Here is a 23,100-nt window from a genome sequence, read left to right as displayed (position 1 = left end):
GATTCTGCAGAGACAGTGGGGCGAGGCCCCCGGCAGATCCGGAACGCCGGGCGAGCCGCACTAGGAACAGGATCGTGAACGGACATGGGTGAACGGCACAGCGGCGACGTGCCCGGCCGCCGGCGCGGGCACCCTGGCGGCACCGTCCTCGGGCCGGCCCCAGCCGACCTGGACGCCGCCTTCGAGGCGCGGCTCGGCGCCGTGCTCAGCCTGGACGGAACCTCCAGCTGCATCGACCCCGAGGCCGAGCAGCGCGCCGTGGCCGCGTTCCGTGCCGCCCGTGACTCGGGTGCGCATGCGTTGCGGACCCGGCGCCGGGACGACTGGCGGCCCCGGGAGGCGCGCGGCGCCCGGCTCTCGCTGAAGGCCACGCTCTCGGTGTTCCTCGCGAGCGTCACGCTGGGCGGCGTCGCCTTCGCCGCGATCGACTCCGTGGGATCCGGGAAGGACGACGACGGGCAGCAGAAGCGGCCCTCGTCGAGCGCCCCGGGACAGTCGACCGCGGATCCGGCCGCTCCCGGGTCCGCGGGTGCTTCGGCGCGCCCCCACCACCCGGCCACGGCGAAGGACACCCTGGCCCACTGCCGTGCCTACGAGCAGGTCAAGGAGCACGGCAAGGCCCTGGACGCGAAGGCCTGGCAGCGGCTCGTCGCGGCAGCGGGCGGCAAGGAGAACGTCGCCGGCTACTGCGCCGAGCGGATCGCACGCGCCGACGGCGCGAACAGCGACAAGGGCAACAAGACGCGTAACAGCGGCAGCAACAGCAGCAGTAGCACTAATAGTGGCAATAGCAACAACAGTGGCAAGGTGGGCGAAAAGCCCACCAACTCGGCCAATACCACCAACTCTGGGAAATCCGGCGAGAAGCAGTAACGTCGTTCCCCGCTGCCGGTCCCGTCGGACGTCAGCTCGACAGCCCCGTGAGGCGTCAGGGCAACGGCCGGGGCCGCCACCCCCCACAGGAGAGGCCCCGGCCGTCGCGCTCACGGGCCGCCGTGCGGCCCGTACTTCCTTCAGCGTCGTGAGTGCGTTTTCTGTCACACCTGGGCGTGTCACGAGTTAGTTGCATCTTCTACCGACCTGGACGCGAGCGGTTTCACGCCGTAACGTGCCTTTCGCGCCGACCGAAGACGGGCGTAAAGGGAGTGCGGTGCTGGGGGACGACGCGGAGCTGACCACCGCGGTGCGTGCGGCACAGGACGGGGATGAGACCGCGTTCCGTACGGTGTACCGCGCGGTGCACCCGAGGCTGCTCGGATACGTACGCACGCTGGTCGGCGACCCGGATGCCGAGGACGTGACGTCCGAGGCCTGGCTGCAGATAGCCCGGGACCTCGACCGGTTCAGCGGTGACGCGGACCGCTTCCGGGGCTGGGCCGCCCGGATCGCCCGCAACCGTGCCCTGGATCACATACGGATGCGCGGCCGCCGCCCCGCGATAGGCGGCGACGAGACGGAACTGACCGGCCGGGCCGCCGAGTCCGACACGGCCGGCGAGGCCATCGAGGCCCTGGCCACCGACAGCACCCTCTCGCTCATCGCCCGGCTCCCGCAGGACCAGGCCGAGGCGGTGGTGCTGCGCGTGGTGGTCGGCCTGGACGCCAAGTCCGCCGCCGAGACCCTCGGCAAGCGCGCGGGCGCCGTACGCACCGCCGCGCACCGCGGTCTGAAGCGGCTGGCGGAGCTGCTCGGTGACGATCCGGAATCGGCGGGTGCGCTCGACGCACTCCCTCCCCAGCGAGAACCGCGTGGTCGCGCGGTGACGTCCGCAACTGTGACGCATACGCGTGCGAGGACGCAGAAGGACATGTGATGGCCGACGAGCACAACAAGTGGCTTACCCGTGATATGGCGGAACGTCTGCTGCGCGGTGAGTCGCTGGAAGCCGTCGACGCCCCCTCATCCGACCAGGCGGAACGGCTTGCGAAGGCGTTGGGCGCACTCTCCGCCGAGGCGGCTCCCGCGACCGGTGAACTCCCCGGCGAACAGGGCGCGTTGGCCGCGTTCCGCAAGGCCCGCGAGGCGGCCGAGGCCGAACGGACCGCCGCCGCGCTCGGCGACGGCACCCCCGGCGGGCGCTCCGGCCGACCCGCGAGCGTCTCCGACGCGGGCCTGGTCCGCATCGGTGCCCCGACCCGTACCGGAATCCGCACCCGTCGCCCGCGCTGGGCCCGCCCGGTGCGCTTCGCGCTCGCCGCGGCGCTGGCCGTGGGCACGCTCGGCGGGGTCGCCATGGCCGGCAGCGGAGTGCTGCCGATCCCGTTCCACGACGACCACCCGGATCCCACCTCCTCCGTCTCCGCCGCCCAGAGCCCCGGGCAGCCGCACACCTCGCCCACGCCGCACTCCCCCGAGGGCATCCTCCCGAGCAAGGACACGCCCGACGGCGGTACCAGCGGGTCCCTCGACCCCTCCGGCGGGGCCACCCACCAGGGCACGCACCCGGGCGCCACGCCCGGTTCCGGTGACGCCTCCGGGACCCCCGGCACCTGGTGGCAGGTCGCCGGCGCGGCCTGCCGCGACCTGAGGGACGGCAAGGAGCTGGGCTCCGACCGCAGGCGGGTCCTGGAGAGCCTCGCGGGCGGCTCCTCGCGGGTGACCACCTACTGCAAGTCCGTCCTGGCGGGCCACTACAGCTCCGGCGGTACGGGCAAGGGCACCGGCGGCGACGACGAGGGCGGCAAGGGCCGCGGCAACGGCGGCGACGGCAAGGACAAGGGCGACGGGAGCGGCCAGGGCGGTGACGACGACGGTCACCCGGGCCGGGGTCACGGCCACCGCCACGACCGCCGGGGCCGCGGAGCAGACCCCGCACCCTCGGCCTCCGTGCCCCTCGGCCCGGACCGGAAGGCTGCCGCACCGGCGTTCTCGCCGAGCCCGTCGTACACCGCGTTCTGAGTTCTGCCGTCGCCTACCCCACCTGTGACCTGCGGTTTTGTAAATCGCGAAATTTTTTCCGCGAGGGGTGTGACGTTTCCGGGCCCCGCGACGCAGTACTGAGTGAGCCGACTGGTCATCGGCCGTAGCACTGAGCCGGGGTTCCCCCCGTACCCGCGGCTCGTGCACCTGGCGCGGGCGGGACACGTTCCCCCGGTCCCGCCCGCGCCCCAAACTTCCTCACCAGGACACGACGACCTTGTCGCCGATCCTCACCTGCGCGAACAGCCGCGCGATCGCCGCCTCGTCCCGCACGTTGACGCATCCGTGCGAACCACCCGCGTATCCCCGCGCCGCGAAGTCGTAGGAGTAGTGCACCGCTTGGCCGCCGCTGAAGAACATCGCGTACGGCATCGGGGAGTGGTAGAGGGTCGACACGTGGTGCCGTGACTTCCAGTAGACGTGGAACTCACCCTCGCGGGTGGGGGTGTACTGGGTGCCGAAGCGGACGGACACCGTCTCGACCGTGCGTCCGTCGATCATCCAGCGCAGCGTCCGGCTGGTCTTGCTGACGCACAGCACCCGGCCGGTCAGACACCGCCGGTCGGGCGCGGCGGCCGGCTGACCGCCCATCAGATACAGCTCCCACCGCCCCGGCCGGTGCGTCATGGCCAGCAGCCGCTGCCAGGTGACGGTGTCCAGCTCTCCGGTCCGCGGCAGCCCGCGCTTGCCCTGGAAGCCCCGGACGGCCCGCTCGGTCAGATCGTCGTACGTCCCCGTCGGCCCGTCGAACAGCCAGGCGACCTGGCGGAGGCGGGCCTGCAGCTCGCGCACGCCCGGGCCGCTGTCCCCGCGCGACCACAGCACCCGGGGCGCGGGCTTGGCCGCGGGCGTGCTCTGGGCCGTCCGGGTGGGATCTGGGGCGTGGCTGGAGGGCAGCCGCACCTGCACCGGCGGGCGGTGTTTGCCGTCGGCGTCCGGGGGCTGCACGGTGCAGCCGCAGAGCGCGGCGAGGGCGGCGGCCGAGACGAGTAGGACGGCTGGTCTGCCCGGGATCCTCATGCAGGGGATGCTTCCCCGCGTGACCGCCGCCGAACTACGGGGCATGGTGAGGAGGGACAAACCGTACTGCGGAGGCATCCATGGCGCGAGAGTCGGAGTCGGGGCTGCCGATCGAGCCGGTCTACGGGCCGGCGGACCTCACCGGCTGGGACCCGGCCGGGAAACTGGGCGAACCGGGGGCGTATCCGTACACCCGCGGGGTGTACCCGACCATGTACACCGGCCGCCCCTGGACCATGCGCCAGTACGCCGGCTTCGGCACGGCGGTGGAGTCCAACGCCCGCTACCGGCAGCTGATCGCGCACGGCACCACCGGGCTGTCCGTCGCCTTCGACCTGCCCACCCAGATGGGCCACGACTCCGACGCGCCCCTCGCGCACGGCGAGGTCGGCAAGGTGGGCGTGGCGATCGACTCGATCGAGGACATGCGGGTGCTGTTCGACGGCATCCCGCTGGACAAGGTCTCGACGTCGATGACGATCAACGCCCCGGCGGCCCTGCTGCTCCTGCTCTACCAGCTGGTGGCCGAGGAGCAGGGCGTGCCGGCGGACCGCCTGACCGGCACCATCCAGAACGACGTCCTGAAGGAGTACATCGCGCGCGGAACGTACATCTTCCCGCCGAAGCCCTCCCTGCGCCTGACCGCCGACATCTTCAAGTACTGCACGGCCGAGATCCCGAAGTGGAACACGATCTCGATCTCCGGTTACCACATGGCCGAGGCGGGCGCGTCCCCCGCGCAGGAGATCGCCTTCACCCTCGCCGACGGCATCGAGTACGTCCGCACGGCGGTCGCGGCCGGCATGGACGTGGACGACTTCGCACCCCGGCTGTCCTTCTTCTTCGTGGCCCGTACGACGCTGCTGGAGGAGGTCGCCAAGTTCCGTGCGGCGCGGAGGATCTGGGCCAGGGTGATGAAGGAGGACTTCGGCGCGCGGAACCCGAAGTCCTGGATGCTGCGGTTCCACACCCAGACGGCCGGGGTCCAGCTCACGGCCCAGCAGCCCGAGGTGAACCTGGTCCGGGTCGCGGTGCAGGCCCTCGGGGCCGTCCTCGGCGGCACCCAGTCGCTGCACACCAACTCCTTCGACGAGGCCATCGCCCTGCCGACGGACAAGAGCGCCCGCCTCGCGCTGCGCACCCAGCAGGTCCTGGCGTACGAGACGGACGTACCGGCGACCGTGGACCCGTTCGCGGGCTCCTACGCCGTGGAGAAGCTGACCGACGACGTCGAGGCGGCCGCGCTGGACCTGATGCGGAGGGTCGAGGATCTCGGCGGCGCGGAGGCGGCGATCGAGCGCGGCTTCCAGAAGGCCGAGATCGAACGCAACGCGTACCGCATCGCCCAGGAGACGGACTCCGGCGAGCGGGTGGTCGTGGGCGTCAACCGCTTCCAGCTCGACGAGGAGGAGCCGTACGAGCCCCTGCGCGTGGACCCCGCCATCGAGGCGCGCCAGCGGGAACGCCTGACCAGGCTGCGCTCCGAACGGGACCAGGGAGCGGTCGCCTCGGCCCTGACCGCGCTGAAGAAGGCGGCCGAGGGCGAGGAGAACGTGCTGTATCCGATGAAGGAGGCGCTGCGGAGGCGGGCGACGGTGGGGGAGGTGTGCAACGCGCTGCGGGAGGTTTGGGGGAGTTACGAGCCGTCGGATGCGTTCTGAACTGGGCGATTACTCCGTATGAGTGATCACGAGCGGAAGTGGCATGTCCCCGGTTACGCTCGTGAAAAGTGGGCCCCGCAAAGGAGGACGCCATGGCCGTACTGCAGCAGGAGCTGACCCTGGGCGAGGCTGCCGACCAGCTTGCCCGTGCACTGCCTGGCCACCGCGTGGAGATTCTCCAGGGGAGGCTCACTGTGACACCGCCGCCGGATGGTTCGCACGCTCTGTCGCTGACGAAACTGGGCAGGGCTTTCGATCGGGCGGGGCTCGTTGAGGCGGGGTATGAGTACGTCCAGGGCGTCGGGCTGTGGTTGCCTACATTGCCCGAAGACTTCGCGATCCCTGACTTCTCCGTCGTCGACCCGGACTTCCGCGACGCCCATGTCACGAAGAACTACTACGCACCGAACGTCTTCCGCATGGTCGTGGAAGTGACGTCCTCGAACTGGTCCGACGACCTCGGTCCCAAGGTCGAGTGCTACGCCCAGGCCGGCCTCCCCGTCTACCTCATCGCCGACCGCAAACACGACGAGGTACTCCTCTACACCGACCCGGTCGATGGCAAGTACCCCGACCCCGTCCGCTACAAGCGAGGCCAGTCCATCCCCGTCCCCGAGTCCGTCGGCATCACCCTCGACCTCTCCGTGGACACCCTCCTCGACGGCGACGACTGACCCGTCTCACCCCACGAAGCGCCCGAGATACGCCTTGAGTCCTTCCGCCGACTCGCCCGCCCAGCCCACGTACCCGTCCGGGCGGACCAGGAAGACACCGGGGCCGTACGACTCCGGGGCCGCCGGGAGTGCGTGGACCCCGGCGACGGGTGCCGGCGCGCCCAGCAGCGTCCAGCCCGGCCCCCTGAACGCGTCGAAGAGGCGTACGCCGTCCACCGTGCCGTCGGGGGCCCGGTCGCCCGCTCGGACCCCGGTCGGGGTGGTGCGCCGCTCCTCGCTCAGGGACGACTGCGGGTACCCCAGCCCGAGCTGCACCGTCGCCTTCCCGCGCTGCACCTCCCCACGGTGCACGCCCGTCGACAGGCCCAGCATGGCCGCGGCGTTGGGGCGCCGTTCCTCCTCGTAGGTGTCGAGGAGGGACTCCTCAGCCCCGTCGCGCAGCACCGCGCCCAGCTTCCAGCCCAGGTTGTACGCGTCCTGGACGCTGGTGTTCAGGCCCTGCCCGCCGGCCGGTGAGTGGACGTGGGCCGCGTCGCCCGCGAGGAACACCCGGCCCACCCGGAACCGGTCGGCCAGTCCGGTGCGCGGCCGGAACTCCGAGGCCCAGTGCAGCTCGGTGACGTCCTCGGCGTCGAGGTGCGTGTACGCGGCGACCAGCCCCCGGATGCCGTCGAGGGACAGGTCGATCTCCGTGCCCTCGGCGAGCTTCCCGCCCAGCTGGAAGACGTCCGTGCCGGCGAGCGGGCACAGCGCCACGCCGGTGCCGTCGGCCCCGGGGAACGTGTGCCAGTACTCCCGGTCGAGCCCCTTCACCCGCACGTCCGCCACCAGGAACGGGCTCGGGTCGACCGTCTCCCCGGCCATGCCCACGCCCACCGCGCGCCGTACCGCCGAGCGCCCGCCGTCGGCCGCGACGACGTAGCGCGCACGGACGGTCGTGCCGTCGGCGAACCGCACGCTCACACCTTCCGCGTCCTGCTCCAGGCCCGTCACCTCGCGCCCGAAGTCCACCCGGCCGCCCACCTCCACCAGCCGCGCGTACAGGACCTCCTGGGTCCGCCACTGCGCGACCATCAGCGGCTCGGTGTACGGCGCGCCCTCGTCCGCCTCCACCGGTTCGAACATCGGCTGCTCGCCGAGCCGCTCGCCGTCCTTCCACATCATCCGCGCCGGGTAGGGGCCGCCGGCCGCGCGGATCGCGTCCAGCACGCCGAGGTCGTCGAAGACCTCCTGGGTGCGCGGCTGGATCCCCTTGCCGCGCGAGCCGGGGAAGAGCCCCTCCGCCCGCTCCACGACCAGCGCGTCCACGCCACGCCGGGCCAGGTCGATGCCGAGGGTGAGGCCGGTCGGGCCGGCCCCCACGATCAGGACATCCATCATGATTCTCCTTAACGCTGTTAAGTGCCGTCACCCATGAGAGTGCCCTTAACGCCGTTAAGCTGTCAAGCTGTCAAGCGTGAGTACGGAACGACGCGCACCCCTGGACCGCAAACGGGTCGCGGACACGGCGCTGCGACTGCTGAACGAGGTCGGCCTCGACGGGCTGACCCTGCGTGCCATCGCCAAGGAGCTGGACGTCAAGGCCCCGGCGCTGTACTGGCACTTCAAGGACAAGCAGGCGCTGCTCGACGAGATGGCGACGGAGATGTACCGGCGGATGGTCGCCGACACGGCGCTCGATCCCGCCGACAGCTGGCAGGAGCGGCTGCTCGGGACGAGCCGCGGGCTGCGTGCCGCCCTGCTCGGCTACCGCGACGGCGCCAAGGTCTTCAGCGGCTCACGCTTCACGGGCACGGACCACGCCCACGAGATGGAGGCGCACCTGCGCGTCCTCACGGACGCCGGCTTCACCCTGGCGCAGGCGGTCAACGCGGCGCGGACCGCGAGCATGTTCACCATCGGGTTCGTCACCGAGGAACAGGGCGTGCAGCCCCTCCCGGGCGAGCGCCGAGAGGGGTACGACATCGAGGAACGCGCCCGGCGCATGGCCGACTTCCCGCTCGCGGCCGAGGCCGGGAAGGTGCTCTTCGACGACTACGACGGGCAGTTCGAGGAAGGGCTGGCGCTGGTGATCGCGGGCATCGAGGCCCGCTACGGGATCGGCTGAGCGGGCGGTCAGCTCCGGGCCGCGCGCGCCTTGCGGATCGCCCGCGTGACGACCGGCGGCAACAGGTCCACCGCGACCCGGCGGACCCGGCTGCCGCGGCGGGGCGCGGGCCGGGCGGGCCGTGCCGCGGGAGCGGGCGCCGACGCGGACACCGCGGCCGGCGTCGATGCCGGCGCCTCGGCCGACACCGCGTGCTTGGAGGGCGGGAACGCCGGCGCGGCCATCCCCTTGGACTTCAGTCGGACGATCCGGTGCCCCGCGGCCTCCTGGACGCTCACATGGCAGTCGGACCGCTCCCGCGCCATGGCGAGCAGCGCCTCCTGGACCGGCTCGGGATCGCCCCAGGTGCCGTAGAGCTTCTGCGTGCTCAGACAGATCGGGTGCAGGCCCCGGTTGAGCACGGCCTCCCAGGTGGCTATGGACACGCCGGGTGTGTGCTCGGAGCGGAAGTCGTCGAGGACGACGATGCCGTCGGGCAGCAGCAGGTCGTGGGCCGCTCCTATGTCGCCGTGCACGTGCTCGTACAGGTGCGAGGCGTCGATGTGCACGAACCGGCAGGAGTGGGCCTCGACCTCGTCGGGCACCACGGAGCTGGGCCCCTGCACCACCCGGGGCAGCTCGTCGTGGAAGGAGCGGTAGTTGTCCTCGAAGACGCGCCGGGTCAGCGCGCTGTAGGACTTGGTCGACTCGGCCCGGTTGGCGTCGTCCGGGGCGTCGCCCTCGAAGAGGTCGCACACGGTGTACTTCTCGCCCGGCTGCTGGTGCCGGCCGATGAAGATCGCGCTCTTGCCCATGTAGACACCGACCTCCAGGAGGTCGCCGTGGGTTCCCCCGCCCTCCTGCCGGTTCAGGAACCAGTCGAAGAGCAGCTGGTCGAGCACCGGGAACCAGCCGGGCACGTCGTCGAGACGGTGGGGCGGGCGGGTCGCTTCCTGGATGGTGGCCATGAGGCGGGGGCACTCCCTCGGTACGGCAGTCTGTGGGTTTGCTGCGGAAAGCCTGTGGCGCGGGGGGCGGGGCACTACGGTGCCTGCCCCCGGGGCCGGTTCAAAACCCAAGGCGAGATGAACGACTGCCCAACTTCCGGCCACGGAGCGCTCGCTTCAGCTTCGGGCCGAGCGGCTTCTCCACGAACCGGTGCATCAGCCACGCCAGCAGCAGCATGCCGAGCACCGTCGCCACCAGCGTCGGCCACGCGGGCAGGCCCAGGCCCCGGTGCAGCACCCGGATGACGAACCAGCCCAGATGCTCGTGGACCAGGTAGAACGGGTACGTCAGCGCGCCGGCCGTGGCCAGCCAGGGCCAGTCGGCACGGCGGGTCCAGCCCAGCGCCACGGCCGCCACGGCGGCGAAGGCGAGGGTGACGACCAGCAGGATGACGTACGGGTCGCGCACGAAGTCGCCGTGCGCGCCCGCGTGCCACAGCCCACGCGTGGCGTTGCTCTGCCCGAGCAGCCAGGAGACGGCCACGATGCCCCAGAGCAGCAGGTCACCGCCGAAGCGGTGGATCAGGTAGAGGGCGAGACCGCCGACGAAGAACGGGGCGTAGTCCGGCATGACCAGCTGGTCGATCAGCGCGTTGCCGGAGGTGCGGCACACCACCGCCGCCAGCGTCCACACGGAGCAGAAGAGCACCACCCGGCGATAGGTGACCCCGCGCACGACGACGAGGAGGGCGAACAGCGCGTAGAAGCGGACCTCGACCCAGAGCGTCCAGCACACGCCCAGCACCCGCGGGGCGCCCATGGGCTGTTGCAGCATCGTCAGGTTGACCAGGAACTCGTCCAGGCGGACCGGGTGCACGACGGCCGGCAGGGCGAGGGCCGCGCCGGTGACGAGCGCCAGGGCGACCCAGTAGGCGGGGTAGAGGCGGGCGACGCGGGAGCGGAAGAAGTCGCCGAGGGTGCGGCCCCAGCTGCTCATGCAGATGACGAAACCGCTGATGACGAAGAAGAACTGGACGCCGAGGCAGCCGTAGGTGGCCACCTGGGACAGGGTCGGGAAGACGTGGGCCGGTGTCTGGTGCCAGGACGCGGAGACCGTGCCGCCGCGTCCGGCGTAGTGGTAGAGGCAGACCATCAGCGCGGCCAGGAGGCGTAGGCCGTCCAGGGCTAGCAGGCGGCCACCCCGGCGGGCCCGGGCGTCGGGGCTGGGGCCTGCCTTGGCTGAGGTCGTACCCGACGGGGCGGGTGCGGTGAGGGTGGGGGATGAAGCAGACATGGTGCTCGGCGCCTACCCGGAGAGTCGTTGATCATTTCGGAATCTTTTGTGAAAGTACCCGAAGCGGAATGATCGATTCACCGGCACCTGGGCGAATCACAGGAAAGGCGTGGTTGACCGTCTAACCATTCTCTTACCTGTCCGGATTCGTTAACCCGTTGGTCGCTTTGGCTTCCTAGTTTCTCCATCCACCCCCACGTTTTCGCAAACCCACGGCATGCCGCCGTAAACACCGTATTTGCTTGGCAAAATCAGGAGAGCTATGACGAGGGTCCAGAACCGGCGGGCACCTGCGCGTGGAGGGGAGCTGGAGGACTGCCTGCGAGCCTGCGCCGTGCACAGCGGCAAACTCGTGGGCAGTCTCGACCGCCGTCGCACGGAACTGGCCGAGCAACTGCGCAAGTTGCTCGTGGTGTTCAGCACCACCGGTACGTCCGCTCCCGCACCCGCCCCGGCCGGTGGCGCCACCGCCCTGCTCAAGCGTGCCGTCAAGGGGGCCGCCGCGCCCACCGGCAGCATCCCGGGCGACCTGCTGGACGCCCTGCTGGCCGTCGGCAACAAGGCCCTCGAGTGCGGCTACGACGACGAGCTGCACCTCGCCCTGCAGATCAGCGACACCGTCCTCGCCGAGCGCAAGAACTCCCGGGCCGGCTGGCGGCTGCGCGCCCGGGTCCTGGAGGCCCTCGGCGAGGAGCGCGAGGCCGTCCAGGCCTACGAGCGCTACCTGGAGCTGACCGACGAGGACGGCTTCGGCGTGGCCGCCCGGATCACGGGCCTGCGCCGGGCCGCCGAGCGTGAGCGCGAACTGCTCGCCCTGCTGCAGCGCCAGTGCCCGCGCGCCGCCGACTTCGCCCGCGGCCCCGCCACCGACGTGTGGGCCGAGGGCCTGGCCCTGCACGCCCTCGGCGACTGGGACGCGGCCGAGCCCCGGCTGGTCGGTGCCCTGCTCACGCTCGCCGCCGACGAGGCCCCGGTCGCCGACCGGCAGGAACTGCTCAGCCAGTACCTCGACCTGCGCACCGGAATACCGGGGGAGGACCTCACCGAGGCCGTCGCCCTCTACGCCGAGCAGCGCCGCATCCGCATGCGCGGCCCGGTCGCCGACCCCACCGTCGGCGGAGTGGGGTGGATCAGCCTCGGCGAGTTCCGCAACCAGATCGCCGGCAAGTCGATCTGCCTGATCGCCAACTCCGGCCGCGTGGGCGAGAGTTCGATGGGCGCCCAGATCGACGGCTACGACCTGGTCGTCCGCTTCAACTCGTACCGGATCGACCCCAAGCACACCGGCAGCCGTACCGACATCCACGCCACCATCCACAAGCACGGCTTCAACTGGGACCGGCCGGTGACCACCCGGCTCGTCTTCGGCGGGGTCTCCGGCGACTGGAAGCACTCGCTGCGCAACCGCCTGGTGCCCGGCGCCCAGCGGTACCTCGGCGACGAGTCGCTGCGCTGGCCCGTCCGCAACATCGGCCGGCTCGGCAACGACGTCTGGTCCTCCATCCCGACCACCGGCTTCAACATGCTGTGGCTGCTGGACTTCCTGGACGTCAGCCCGACCCTGGACCTGATCGGGTTCGACTTCTACGAGAGCGGCGCCTACCGCGTCCAGGAAGCCATGAAGCTCGCCATCACCTCCGTGCACGAATACACCAGCGAGAAGGCATGGGTCATGGAGCGGGCCCAGAGCGTGACCGACATGAGGATATCCCTGCGATGACGACCATCAGCCCGGCCATACCGGACACCTCCGCACACGTCCTCACCGGCAAGCGACGCATCGCCTTCGCGAGCTTCGTCGACGAGAACTACCTGCCCGGCTTCCTCGCCCTGCTGCGCAGCCTCGCCCTGTCCAACCCGGGCGTCTGCGAGGACTTCGTCGTCCTCCACGACGACCTCAAGCCCTCCTCGATCGCCCGCATCCGCGCCCTGCACCCCCGCATCGTGCTGCGCCGCGTCGACGCAGAGCACTACGACTCCTACGTCAAGGGCGACCAGGACAACTACCTGGTCCGCAAGGCGTACTTCATCCTCGACATCTTCAAGCTGCGCGACTACGACACCGTCATCACCCTGGACACCGACATGGTCGTCCTCGGCGACCTCGGTGAACTCCTCCAGCTGCGCGAGGGTCTCGCGGCCGTACCGCAGTTCTTCTACGGGCAGCACAAGCTCAACTCCGGGCTGCTGGTCATCCAGCGCGAGTACCTGTCCGACGCGTTCTGCGCGAAGATCGACCAGGTCGGGCGTAGTGGCGGCTACGAGCTGGACAAGCACGACCAGGGCATCCTCAACGCCGTCCTCGACGGCGACTTCGTCCGCCTGGACTCCCGCTACAACTTCGTGAAGCGGCGGCTCTCGGGCGACCTGCCGGTCCCCGACGACACCGCGATCCTGCACTTCACCGGCCGGCACAAGCCCTGGCAGGGCGGCGAGGCCGGGTACGCGCAGGCCGAGGAGCGCTGGCGCGAGTTCGAGATGGGCGACGCCGAGTTCCACGCCGCCTACCTGTCCAAGGGCAACCTCCACCACGACCTGCTCGTGCACTACGGCACCCCGCACGTGCGGCGCACCGGTGACGTGGAGGCCGCCCGCAAGGTCGCCGCCGCCCACATCGCGGCGGGCGAGTACCAGGACGCGGTCGACATCCTCAGCGGCGTCCGCATCCCGCTGGACGAGGCCTGGCCGCACGAGATCCTCGGGCACGCCCTGATGAGCGTCTCCCGCCACGAGGAGGCGAAGACCCAGCTGCTGCTGGCCACCGCCGCCCCCAACCGGGCCGCCACCGCCTACGCCCGCCTCGCCCAGATGGCCTGGGTGCACGGCGACAACGCCGAGGCCCTCAAGTACGCCACCGCCGGCCTCACCGTCGACCCCACCCACCGCTCCAGCCGCCTGTGGGCGCAGCGCGCGGCCGCCGTACCGGCCCAGGAGCAGGGCGCCGCCGAGGACCAGCTCGCGCACGTGGCCTTCTACATGGACCGGCAGGGCAACGCGGGCGACAAGCTGCTGCCCGAGTCGGTCCGGCTCGCCTTCGGCCCCGACTTCACCTCCCGGCGCTGGCACTCCGTCCACGCCCACCGGCTGTTCGACAAGGCCGCCCTGGAGCGGGTCAACGCCCGCCGCGGACTGGTCATCGGCGGCGGCGGACTGTTCATCCCGGACACCATGCCCAACGGCAACAGCGCCTGGCAGTGGAACGTCCCGGACGAGCACCTGCGCGCCATCGACGTGCCCATCGTGGTGTTCGCCGTCGGCTTCAACGCCTTCGACGGGCAGTCCTACCGGGCCCAGCGGTTCAACGAGAGCCTGCGCCTGCTGGTGGAGAAGGCCTCCTTCTTCGGCCTGCGCAACCACGGCTCCATCGCCAAGGTCCGCTCGCTGCTCCCGCCCGAGCTGCACGACAAGGTCGTCTTCCAGCCCTGCCCGACCACGGTCATGCGCCAGCTGGTCCCCGGCTGGAGCGACCCGCTGCACCGCGAGGACACCGTCCTGCTGAACGCGGCCTACGACCGCGCGGGCCTGCGCTTCGGCCACGACTACGGGCACTTCCTCGCCGAGATCGCGAAGGCGGTCCGGGCGATCGGCGCCCACACCGAGGTGCGGTGCGTCGCCCACTCGCTGGACGACGAGCGCATCGCCTTCGACCTGCGCCGCGAGCACGGGATCTCGCTGCCGGTGATCCCGATGTACGACTTCTCCAACGACGAGATCCGCGAGACGTACGCCAGGACCCGCCTGGTCATCGGCATGCGCGGGCACGCCGGAATGATCCCCTTCGGGGTCGGCACGCCCATCATCAGCCTGATCTCGCACCCGAAGATGGCGTACTTCCTCAGCGACATCGAGCGCCCCGAGTGGGGTGTCTCCGTCCACGAGAAGGATCTGGGCGCACAGCTCACCGAGCGTGCGCTGGACATCCTGGACCACCACAGCCGGACCGTCGCCGACGTGCACGACCGGCAGGAGCTGCTGTGGAAGACCACGCAGGAGAACGCGACCCGGATCCGCACGATCCTGGGCCGCTGAGCAGCCCAAAGGGGCGGGCCCGGTGCCGGGCCCGCCCCACAGGTGAGGGAGGGGTCAGCGACGTACGACCCGGCGCAGATTGCGCGCCTTGCGCGCCACCCGGCGGACCGTGGCGTTGCGCGGGATGAACGACAGCTGGGCGGGCACCCCGCCGGGCAGCGCCAGCGAGGTCAGCCGCTTGCGCTTGAAGTAGCGCAGGGTGTGCGGGTTCAGGTTCCGGGCGAGGTACCGCTCGGTCTCCTCGCGCAGCCTCGGCAGGATCTTCGGCTGCATCGCGAAGCCCACCGCACGCACCAGCGCGCCCAGCGCCTCCACGTCCATGCCCCGGCGCTGCTCGGTGACCGCCTCGCGGTCGCCCAGCTCGGGCAGCAGCGCGTCGACCACGGTGACCGGCACCCGGTTGCTGTTCTCGAACGGCGTCAGCCGCTCCAGCAGCAGATCGGTGCCGACCCGGGCGACCGGCAGGCCGTACAGCGCGGAGGCGGTGAGCAGCGCGGTGGAGAAGCAGCCGACGACCAGCGCGGGACGCATCCGCTGGTACACCACCTCGGCGAGGACCGGCGTGTCCAGCACGGTCAGCTCCACCTTGAGCTTCTCCGCCTCCTGCTCCAGGGTGCGGGTGAAGCGGGCCGGGGCGGTGGGGTGCGGCTTGAACACCACCTTGGTGTGCCCGAGCGCGACCGCGCCCTTCAGCATCCGCACATGCAGGTTCTCCTCCTGCTCGGCGGTGAGGATGTCCAGCGCGGAGAGGTACTGCCCGAGCAGCAGCGCGGGCTCCTCGATCTCGGGCAGGTCGTCGCCGAGCGGGGCGAGTTCGGCCAGCACCTTGGTGAACGCCTGGGTCGGCACGATCTCGCCCGGGACACCGAACTCGGTGAGCAGCAGTGGCTTCAGGCCCGGCACCAGATCGAGGTGGAGCACCCGGTCCACCCGGGTGCCGACCAGCGGGTCGATCTTGTTGCGGGTCGGGCCGTAGCTCATCAGACCGTCGGCGTAGACGGTGACCGGGGCGCCGGTGAAGATCTGGGCGAGCGCCAGCGACGGGTTGACCTGGATCGACTCGACGGCCAGCTCCACGTCGTCGTCGCCCAGTTGCCACTCGTGGCGCAGATACCGCTCCCAGAGCGGCATGTCGTCCCCCCGGGGCGCCCAGCCGCCGGGGTGGAAGGGGAAGATCGTCTCGTTGTACGAGATCACGTCGTCGAAGCGCTCGCGCAGCCGCTCGAAGCCGGGCATCTCGTCCAGGCCGGGCGTGGTCTCGGGCGTCGCGGCGTTGTTGCAGACCAGCAGGACGCGCCGGCCGGCCGGGCCGAAGCAGCCCGAGTCCAGGGCGGCGGCGAGCGTCGCCGTGCCGTACAGCGTGGACGCCTGGAAGATCTGGGTGGTCACGCGGCGACCCCCGTCGAGGCGGGACGGCGGCGCAGCCGGCGCAGCTTGGTGGCGCGCTGCAGGTCCATGGAGTCCAGCGCCTCGTCCAGCACGTCCTGCGGCATGCGCCGCAGTGCCCCGGCGCTCAGGGATTTCAGTTTCTTCGCCACCGCGGGCTCGAACCTTTCGATGGATCCCAGGTGATGGGAAATGATCGCGCAATAGGTACGCACGGCCTTCGGCAGGAGCGCGTCGGCGTCCGGGTCGGCGGCGGTTTCCGCGATCACCTGATCGAACGCGCGAATGAAATCGAGCTGCCGGACATCACCGATCTGGGTGAGTGACGAGGCCACGCCGCGCCGGTAGAACACACCGAGCATGCTGACTGCGGCGAAGGATTCCGCCTCCCGGTGCAGCTTCCAGATCCACGGCCGGTCCTCGGCCGTGCGCAGCCCGTCGGTGAAGTGCAGCAGACCCTTGTCCACAAGGCGGCGGTGGTAGATCCCTGCCCACGCGTAGGCGTAGTCCACGGAGGTGGAGCGGTCCGCGGGCAGGATCGCCTCGCGCGGGTTCAGCACCACGTTCCGCCGGCCGACCGGCACCCGGTGCACGGTGCGCGACCGCGCCGTGCACTGCACATGGTCGGTGCGCAGGAAGTCGCAGCCGAGATCCTCGATGGCGTCGACCAGCTTCGGGTAGTAGCCCGGGGCGAGCCAGTCGTCGCCGTCCAGGAAGGTCAGGTACTCGCCGCGCGCCCGGTCGATGCCGGTGTTGCGGGCGGTCGCCAGCCCTCCGTTCTGCTCGTGCCGGACGAAGACCGCGCCTGGCAGCTCGCGCTCCGCGCGCGCGAGAATGTCTGGTGTCCCGTCGCGGGAGCAGTCGTCGACGAGAATGAATTCGAAGTCCTCACGCGCGTTCGCACTGAGGCTCCTCAGGGTGTCGGGCGCGTATTGCTGCACGTTGTAGAACGGCACGATGACGGAGAGCTTGACCACGTCACGGACGTTAGGGCGAAGCCCGTCATGTGTCTTGACCGTCGCCTTGATGCCAGGTGAACGACGCGTGGCGAAGCTGTGAACCGGGCTATTTTCCGGCCCGATCATGGCCTGATTCGCCATTCGGCGATGTGCTGTTAACCGTTTGTTGCATTCGGGTTGGGCGGAACCTCGGAATGCCTTCCTAGCGTCTTCGACGTGCCAGCCAGTGCAACGAAGTCCCTGCGGGTCGCCGTCCTCGCGGATTCCGACACCCGGTGGAAGTGGGGCGCGCTCACCGCGCAGCGCGTCACCCCCACCGGCGCCGAGATCCGGCTCGACGGCTACCTCCTGCGGGGACGAGCCACCCCCACCGCCCGCCAGCTCGAAGAAGTCGGCGTCCGAGCGGACTCCCTCCGCGAGGTGACCGGCGTCGAGTTCCTGCGCGCCATGAGCGAGCAGTCTTACGACGTCCTCGTCATCGCCCTGGTCGGCGGCGGTGTGCAGGCGATGCTGCACGGGCTGCGAGGCGCCTGGGCCTCCGGGAAGCGTCCCGTCGTCGTCACCGGCTATGTCGGCGTCGTCTACGAGAAGCTCGCCGACGGCCTGCTGCTCAGGCACGGCGCGGACCTCGTCCTCGCCAACTCCCGTCACGACGCGGACCGTTTCCGCGCCGTGTACGAGGGAGTCGGCGCCGACGCCTCCGCGGTGACCGAGGTCGCGCTGCCGTTCCTCGGCGGAGAGCTGTACACCGGTGAACACGAGCCCTACACGGTCGTGTTCGCCGCCCAGCCCTCCGTCCCGGACAGCCGCAAGGACCGTACGTACCTGCTGGGCCGGCTGATCGAGCACGCCCGCAGGCACCCCGAGCGCGAGGTGCTGCTGAAGCTGCGCTCCAAGCCGGGCGAACACACCACCCACATCGAGGAGTTGCCGTACCAGAAGCTGGTCCAGGGCAAGGACGTGCCCGCCAACTTCCGCCTGGTCTACGGCCACATGGGCGAGGTGCTCGACCGCACGGACCTGCTGGTCACGGTCAGCTCCACGGCCGCCCTCGAAGCCCTGCACCGCCGCATCCCGACGGTCGTCCTGACCGACCTCGGCGTGCGCGAGGTGCTCGGCAACCACCACTTCACCGGCTCCGGGTGCCTCGCCTCCTGGGACCAGCTCGACGCCGGACACCGCCCGGCACCGAACGAGGAGTGGGTGGCCCGGCAGGGAGTCGCCGCCGACGGCTCCTACGACACCGCCTTCGACGCGGCCCGCGAACGCATCGCGAAGCTGCTCGACCGGCCAGGGGGGCTGCCGCCCCTCGCCCCCTACTACACACCCGAGACCGCGCCGGGCTACCTGCCCGGCATCCTCGCCCGCCACCACCTCGGCCCCGACGGCGCACCGCTGCCCGGCGCGCCCGCCGCCGACAAGGAGCCAGGACCCGTCCGCCAGATCGTGCGCCGGGCCGCACGCGGCGCCTACCGCCACGGCGTGCAGCGCGTGGCCCCCGTGATCCGACGGATGGGGGAGCTGTGACCTTCCAAGGAGTAAATCCCGTGTCCGACAAAGCAGTTGCGGTGCGCCGTGTCCTGGCGGTGATCCCCGCGCGTGGTGGCTCCAAGGGAGTGCCCGCCAAGAACCTGGCTCCCATCGGCGGCGTCCCGCTGGTCGCCCGGGCGGTCCGCGAGTGCCTGGCCGCCCGGCTCGTCACGGACGTGGTGGTCTCCACCGACGACCAGGCCATCGCGGCAGCGGCGCGTGAGGCAGGCGCCGAAGTCGTGCTGCGCCCGGCCGCCATCGCCGGCGACACCGCCACCTCCGAGGCGGCCGTCCTGCACGCGATGGACGCCCACGAGGCCCTGCACGGAGCCCCCGTCGACGTCGTCCTGCTCGTGCAGTGCACCAGCCCCTTCCTGGTCCGCGAGGACGTCGACGGCGTCGCCGGCGCGGTGGCCGAGCAGGGAGCGGACACCGCCGTCACCGTCGCCCCCTTCCACGGCTTCGTCTGGCGCCACTCCGACGAGGCGGGCGAGGGCGGCCTCGGCGTCAACCACGACAAGTCCTTCCGCCCGCGCCGCCAGGACCGCCCCCAGGACTTCCTGGAGACCGGCGCCGCCTACGCGATGGACGCGGCCGGCTTCCGCAAGCACCAGCACCGCTTCTTCGGCCGTACGGAACTCGTCCGCACCGACCCCGCCCGGGTCCTGGAGATCGACGACCCGCACGACCTGGCCCGCGCCCGCGCGCTGGCCCCCTTCTTCGACGCGGACCGCCCCGGTTCGCTCCCCACCTACGACGACATCGACGCCGTAGTCCTCGACTTCGACGGCACCCAGACCGACGACCGGGTGCTGATCGACTCCGACGGACGGGAGTTCGTCTCCGTGCACCGCGGAGACGGGCTCGGCATCGCCGCCCTGCGCAAGAGCGGCCTGCAGATGCTGATCCTGTCCACGGAACAGAACCCGGTGGTCGCCGCCCGCGCCCGGAAGCTCAAGCTCCCGGTGCTGCACGGCATCGACCGCAAGGACCTCGCCCTCAAGCAGTGGTGCGAGGAGCAGGGCATCGCGCCGGAGCGCGTGCTCTACGTCGGCAACGACGTCAACGACCTCCCGTGCTTCGCCCTCGTCGGCTGGCCCGTGGCGGTCGCGAGCGCCCACGACGTCGTACGCGGCGCCGCACGCGCGGTCACCACCGTCCCCGGCGGTGACGGCGCGATCCGAGAGATCGCCAGCTGGATCCTCGGCCCCTCTCTCGATTCCCTCCCCAAGTAAGGACATCTCCTGATGAGCACCAACTCCCGTATCCGCACCTTTGGTACGCGTGAGGCCGGCCCGGGCCGCCCCGTCTACATCTGCGGCGAGATCGGCATCAACCACAACGGTGAGCTGGAGAACGCGTTCAAGCTGATCGACGTGGCCGCCGAGGCCGGCTGTGACGCCGTGAAGTTCCAGAAGCGCACGCCGGAGATCTGCACCCCGCGCGACCAGTGGGACATCGAGCGCGACACCCCCTGGGGCCGGATGACCTACATCGACTACCGCCACCGCGTGGAGTTCGGTGAGGACGAGTACCGCCAGATCGACGAGTACTGCAAGGAGAAGGGGATCGACTGGTTCGCCTCCCCGTGGGACACCGAGGCCGTCGCCTTCCTGGAGAAGTTCGACGTCCCCGCCCACAAGGTGGCCTCCGCCTCCCTGACGGACGACGAGCTGCTGCGCGCCCTGCGCGCCACGGGCCGCACGATCATCCTGTCCTCCGGCATGTCGACCCCGAAGCAGATCCGGCACGCGGTCGAGGTCCTGGGCTCGGACAACATCCTCCTCTGCCACGCCACTTCGACGTACCCGGCGAAGGCCGAGGAGCTCAACCTCCGCGTGATCAACACCCTGCAGGAGGAGTACCCGAACGTCCCGATCGGCTACTCCGGCCACGAGACCGGCCTGCAGACCACCCTCGCCGCGGTCGCCCTCGGCGCCACCTTCGTCGAGCGCCACATCACCCTCGACCGCGCCATGTGGGGCTCGGACCAGGCCGCCTCCGTGGAGCCGCAGGGCCTCACGCGCCTCGTCCGTGACATCCGCACCATCGAGGCCTCCCTCGGTGACGGCGTCAAGAAGGTCTACGACTCCGAGCTGGGCCCGATGAAGAAGCTGCGCCGCGTCGCCGGCGTCGTCGCCGAGGCGGAGATCGCGGCGGCGGCGGGCGAGCCGGTCGCGGTCTGAGCACCCAGCTCGCCTTACTCGCCTTACGTGCCTCACGTGCCATACGTGCCTTACGACGGGACGGTCGTACGACGATGAGCCCCCGCGCCGGTCAGGCCGGCCACCCTGCTCACACGCTCGCCTTCGTGGAGAGCCCGGTACAGCTGCTGAACGTACTGGAGTGGGCTCACCTCCACGGCCTGCGCGGCGCGCCCGAGCCGGCCCGGCTGTCCGTGCCCGCACAGGCACGGCGGTCGCCGGACGGTGCCCAGGCACCCGCCGGCGCGGAGCTCACCGTCGTCGTCCTGTCCCCGACCGACCCCATGACCCGGGGCCAGCTGCGCCGCATGGCGGATCTGGCCCGGGACGAGGGGTACCGGGTGCGCTGGGAGGAGGCGCGGGGCGGTACGACCGCGCCCTTCCACACGATCGGCGGCCTGGCGGGTTCCCTCCGCCGGGCCGACCGCATCGTCATGGGAGACCCGTTCTCCCGCTACGTACAACTGCTGCTGACGATCACCCGGGCCGATGACCTGGTCGTGGTCGACGACGGCACGGCGACGATGGAGTTCGTCGCCCAGCTCGCCCGCGGCGAGCGCCTGGTCCGCTGGCACCGCAAGGGCGGCCGCCCCGGAGCCAGGGACCTGCTCTTCGCCCCCGTCTCCTCCTCGGCCCGCCGCCGCCTCACACCGAGCGACCGCCGCCGCGTCGAGGTCTTCTCCTCCATGCCCGTGACGGAGACTCCCGAGGGCGTCACGGTCACCACCAACGACTTCGCCTGGACCCGCGCCCGCTTCGGGCCGCCGCGCATCACCAAGGGCGCCGACATGGTGGGTACGTCGTTGGTCGAGACGGGCGTGGTGGACGGCGACCGTTACCTGGAGGCGGTGCGCTCCCTCGCCAGGGCCCACGGCGCGACGCGGTATTTCGCTCACCGCCGCGAGCACACCGACAAGCTGCACCGCCTGGCCACCGAGACGGGCCTGGAGATAGTCCGCCCGGATCTGCCGTTGGAGCTGATCGCCCGGCGAGGTCCGATCGGCCGTACGATCCTCAGCTTTCCGTCGACGGTCGTGCACACCCTTCCGTTGGCGCTGGCGGGCACGGGCGTCCGTGTGGCCGTCTGCGACATCGACCCGAGCTGGCTGACGGAGAACGCCTCACCTCGGGCGCAGGGGTTCCTGTCGGGGGTTACGGGGACGGCGAAGGATGTGCATCGGCTGGCGGCTGTGGGGTTGGCCTAGCTTGATGCTTTCAGGGCCTCGATGAAGGGGGCGAAGGCTTCGGCTGGGATGGTGAGGGTGCCGAGGGCCGGGTCTTTGGAGTCGCGGATGGCTATGTGGGTGGGGCGGTTGGCGACCTCTACGCAGTTGTTGCCGTCGCCGCCGCCTGAGTAGGACGACTTCCGCCAGATGTCGGGGGTCACGGTCGGTCTCACAGCTCCTTGGCCACTCTGTGGATGAAGTCACGCGTACGAGTGGGGTCGAGTGATACAGCCTCTACCCTACGGAAGAGCGTTCGAAAGACGCTGAGTTGAGCCTCGGAGTCGATGAAGCCGGTGCCGTGAGGTGCGTCGCGAACGACCGTGTCCAGCTTGGGCACCGCACCGCCCGCCAGCATCACGGGGCTCCAGGCTCCGCCGAAGCCGTCCAGGTCGAAGGGGATGACACGCACGGTGACGTGGTCAGCCTCGGAGAGTTCCAGGACGCGGAAGAGTTGGGCCCGTGCATTGGCTCGGTCGCTGAGTCTGATGTGTAGTGCCGCCTCGTGGATGACCGCCTCGTAGGGAGCGGGATCGGGTCGCACCAGGATCGTCTTGCGTTGCATGCGATGCCGGACACGCAGTTCGAGTTCCTCTTCGGGGAGTTCGGGAATCCTGGAGGAGAACGCGGCGCGAGCGTACTCGGGTGTCTGAAGCAAGCCGGGAATGAACAGGAACTCAACATCGCGTCGGTATGTGGAGTGGTGTTCCAGCTCGGCGAGATCCAGGAACGGTGTGGGCAGATGTTCCCGGTACTCCTCCCACCAGCCCCGCGTTCGGTCGGTCGCCATGACCGCCAGAGCGTCGATCAACTCGTCGTCCGAGCAGGAGTAGTTGGCGGCGAGACGGCGTAGCCGCTTCTCACTCACGCCCGTGAGGCCGGTCTCGATCTGACTGATCTGCGCCGAACTCACTCCGAGCAGTGCCGCTGCCTCGCGGGCCGGGAGGCCTGCGGCGTCGCGGAGCCTGCGCAACTCAACCGCCAACCGCATCTGACGTGCAGTCGGCTCGCTCCTCAGTGCCATGCCCTTCTCCTCCCAACACGCCAGTAGGCGCGACTCGTTCGGGGCTCAGGTTACGCGGCCAGCTTGCGAAACTTAAAAATCTAGGTCTACCGTCAGTGATGCGACGCACACGCAGCGGAAGTGCACCGTGCCGTCCTGCCATGA

At 70.6% G+C, this 23,100-nt stretch carries 20 protein-coding genes; 12 read left to right on the top strand and 8 right to left on the bottom strand.

Going from position 1 to position 23,100, the window contains the following annotated elements:
- Nucleotides 1-84: 84 nt before the first annotated feature.
- The 3 genes from ACFYZZ_RS38560 to ACFYZZ_RS38550 all read left to right on the top strand — a co-directional run bounded on the left by ACFYZZ_RS38560 (nt 85) and on the right by ACFYZZ_RS38550 (nt 2,898).
- Entirely contained in the window at nt 85-873 is a 789-nt protein-coding gene (locus ACFYZZ_RS38560) for a hypothetical protein (protein WP_389186643.1), read from the top strand.
- Nucleotides 874-1,150: 277 nt separating this feature from the next.
- Entirely contained in the window at nt 1,151-1,813 is a 663-nt protein-coding gene (locus ACFYZZ_RS38555; RefSeq protein WP_389186640.1) for an RNA polymerase sigma factor, read from the top strand.
- Nucleotides 1,813-2,898 carry a hypothetical protein gene (locus tag ACFYZZ_RS38550; RefSeq protein WP_389186636.1) on the top strand — a complete coding sequence of 362 codons (1,086 nt, stop codon included), beginning with the start codon at nt 1,813-1,815 and terminating at the stop codon, nt 2,896-2,898. The genes ACFYZZ_RS38555 and ACFYZZ_RS38550 overlap by 1 nt, the downstream gene beginning before the upstream one ends.
- 219 nt (nt 2,899-3,117) lie before the next feature.
- On the opposite strand, the gene ACFYZZ_RS38545 is transcribed toward ACFYZZ_RS38550, so the two are convergent.
- Nucleotides 3,118-3,939: a L,D-transpeptidase family protein gene (locus tag ACFYZZ_RS38545; RefSeq protein ID WP_389186633.1), complete on the bottom strand. Its 822-nt coding sequence runs from the start codon at nt 3,937-3,939 to the stop codon at nt 3,118-3,120.
- A gap of 80 nt (nt 3,940-4,019) precedes the next feature.
- Here ACFYZZ_RS38545 and ACFYZZ_RS38540 point away from each other — a divergent pair, with 80 nt between their 5' ends.
- On the top strand, nt 4,020-5,600 hold the full coding sequence (locus tag ACFYZZ_RS38540; RefSeq protein WP_389186630.1) for a methylmalonyl-CoA mutase: 1,581 nt from the start codon (nt 4,020-4,022) through the stop codon (nt 5,598-5,600).
- Between the two features lie 92 nt (nt 5,601-5,692).
- On the top strand, nt 5,693-6,274 hold the full coding sequence (locus tag ACFYZZ_RS38535) for a Uma2 family endonuclease (protein WP_389186627.1): 582 nt from the start codon (nt 5,693-5,695) through the stop codon (nt 6,272-6,274).
- Nucleotides 6,275-6,280: 6 nt separating this feature from the next.
- Here ACFYZZ_RS38535 and ACFYZZ_RS38530 read toward each other — a convergent pair whose 3' ends face one another.
- On the bottom strand, nt 6,281-7,651 hold the full coding sequence (locus ACFYZZ_RS38530) for an FAD-dependent monooxygenase (protein WP_389187025.1): 1,371 nt from the start codon (nt 7,649-7,651) through the stop codon (nt 6,281-6,283).
- A 79-nt stretch (nt 7,652-7,730) separates the two neighbouring features.
- On the opposite strand from ACFYZZ_RS38530, the gene ACFYZZ_RS38525 reads away from it, so the two are divergent.
- Nucleotides 7,731-8,381 carry a TetR/AcrR family transcriptional regulator C-terminal domain-containing protein gene (locus tag ACFYZZ_RS38525; protein WP_389186624.1) on the top strand — a complete coding sequence of 217 codons (651 nt, stop codon included), beginning with the start codon at nt 7,731-7,733 and terminating at the stop codon, nt 8,379-8,381.
- An 8-nt stretch (nt 8,382-8,389) separates the two neighbouring features.
- Here the strand turns inward: ACFYZZ_RS38525 and ACFYZZ_RS38520 are convergent, their stop codons facing one another.
- Together ACFYZZ_RS38520 and ACFYZZ_RS38515 are read right to left on the bottom strand one after the other, a co-directional pair.
- Nucleotides 8,390-9,328: a class I SAM-dependent methyltransferase gene (locus ACFYZZ_RS38520; RefSeq protein ID WP_389186621.1), complete on the bottom strand. Its 939-nt coding sequence runs from the start codon at nt 9,326-9,328 to the stop codon at nt 8,390-8,392.
- A gap of 100 nt (nt 9,329-9,428) precedes the next feature.
- Complete coding sequence (locus ACFYZZ_RS38515) at nt 9,429-10,601, bottom strand: acyltransferase family protein (RefSeq protein WP_389186619.1); 1,173 nt, start codon at nt 10,599-10,601, stop codon at nt 9,429-9,431.
- A gap of 262 nt (nt 10,602-10,863) precedes the next feature.
- Here ACFYZZ_RS38515 and ACFYZZ_RS38510 point away from each other — a divergent pair, with 262 nt between their 5' ends.
- Both ACFYZZ_RS38510 and ACFYZZ_RS38505 read left to right on the top strand, forming a co-directional pair.
- Entirely contained in the window at nt 10,864-12,321 is a 1,458-nt protein-coding gene (locus tag ACFYZZ_RS38510; RefSeq protein WP_389186617.1) for a glycosyltransferase family 29 protein, read from the top strand.
- A complete protein-coding gene (locus tag ACFYZZ_RS38505; protein ID WP_389186614.1) occupies nt 12,318-14,630 on the top strand; it encodes a glycosyltransferase in 2,313 nt (770 codons plus the stop codon). Before ACFYZZ_RS38510 ends, ACFYZZ_RS38505 begins: the two co-directional genes overlap by 4 nt.
- Before the next feature lie 54 nt (nt 14,631-14,684).
- Here ACFYZZ_RS38505 and ACFYZZ_RS38500 read toward each other — a convergent pair whose 3' ends face one another.
- Together ACFYZZ_RS38500 and ACFYZZ_RS38495 are read right to left on the bottom strand one after the other, a co-directional pair.
- Nucleotides 14,685-16,019, bottom strand: coding sequence for an alpha-2,8-polysialyltransferase family protein (locus ACFYZZ_RS38500; protein WP_389186611.1), 1,335 nt, complete (start codon nt 16,017-16,019; stop codon nt 14,685-14,687).
- Nucleotides 16,016-16,993, bottom strand: coding sequence for a glycosyltransferase family 2 protein (locus ACFYZZ_RS38495; protein ID WP_389187022.1), 978 nt, complete (start codon nt 16,991-16,993; stop codon nt 16,016-16,018). Before ACFYZZ_RS38495 ends, ACFYZZ_RS38500 begins: the two co-directional genes overlap by 4 nt.
- Nucleotides 16,994-17,191: 198 nt before the next feature.
- On the opposite strand from ACFYZZ_RS38495, the gene ACFYZZ_RS38490 reads away from it, so the two are divergent.
- The 4 genes from ACFYZZ_RS38490 to ACFYZZ_RS38475 all read left to right on the top strand — a co-directional run bounded on the left by ACFYZZ_RS38490 (nt 17,192) and on the right by ACFYZZ_RS38475 (nt 21,914).
- Nucleotides 17,192-18,502: a DUF6716 putative glycosyltransferase gene (locus ACFYZZ_RS38490; RefSeq protein WP_389186608.1), complete on the top strand. Its 1,311-nt coding sequence runs from the start codon at nt 17,192-17,194 to the stop codon at nt 18,500-18,502.
- 20 nt (nt 18,503-18,522) lie between these two features.
- The gene (locus tag ACFYZZ_RS38485) at nt 18,523-19,740 is read left to right on the top strand and encodes a cytidylyltransferase domain-containing protein (RefSeq protein WP_389186605.1); all 1,218 of its coding nucleotides are present in this window, start codon (nt 18,523-18,525) and stop codon (nt 19,738-19,740) included.
- A gap of 12 nt (nt 19,741-19,752) precedes the next feature.
- A complete protein-coding gene (locus ACFYZZ_RS38480; protein ID WP_097252789.1) occupies nt 19,753-20,691 on the top strand; it encodes an N-acetylneuraminate synthase family protein in 939 nt (312 codons plus the stop codon).
- Nucleotides 20,692-20,765: 74 nt separating this feature from the next.
- The gene (locus ACFYZZ_RS38475; RefSeq protein WP_389186602.1) at nt 20,766-21,914 is read left to right on the top strand and encodes a hypothetical protein; all 1,149 of its coding nucleotides are present in this window, start codon (nt 20,766-20,768) and stop codon (nt 21,912-21,914) included.
- Here the strand turns inward: ACFYZZ_RS38475 and ACFYZZ_RS38470 are convergent.
- Both ACFYZZ_RS38470 and ACFYZZ_RS38465 read right to left on the bottom strand, forming a co-directional pair.
- Nucleotides 21,911-22,108 (bottom strand): DUF397 domain-containing protein, encoded by a 198-nt coding sequence (locus ACFYZZ_RS38470; RefSeq protein WP_389186599.1) that lies wholly within the window; start codon nt 22,106-22,108, stop codon nt 21,911-21,913. The genes ACFYZZ_RS38475 and ACFYZZ_RS38470 overlap by 4 nt on opposite strands.
- The gene (locus ACFYZZ_RS38465) at nt 22,105-22,956 is read right to left on the bottom strand and encodes a helix-turn-helix domain-containing protein (protein ID WP_389186596.1); all 852 of its coding nucleotides are present in this window, start codon (nt 22,954-22,956) and stop codon (nt 22,105-22,107) included. The genes ACFYZZ_RS38470 and ACFYZZ_RS38465 overlap by 4 nt, the downstream gene beginning before the upstream one ends.
- Nucleotides 22,957-23,100 lie beyond the last annotated feature (144 nt).

Source organism: Streptomyces sp. NPDC001816 (assembly GCF_042892235.1).
Lineage (GTDB): Bacteria > Actinomycetota > Actinomycetes > Streptomycetales > Streptomycetaceae > Streptomyces.
This window is presented reverse-complemented; position numbering and strand designations above follow the sequence as displayed.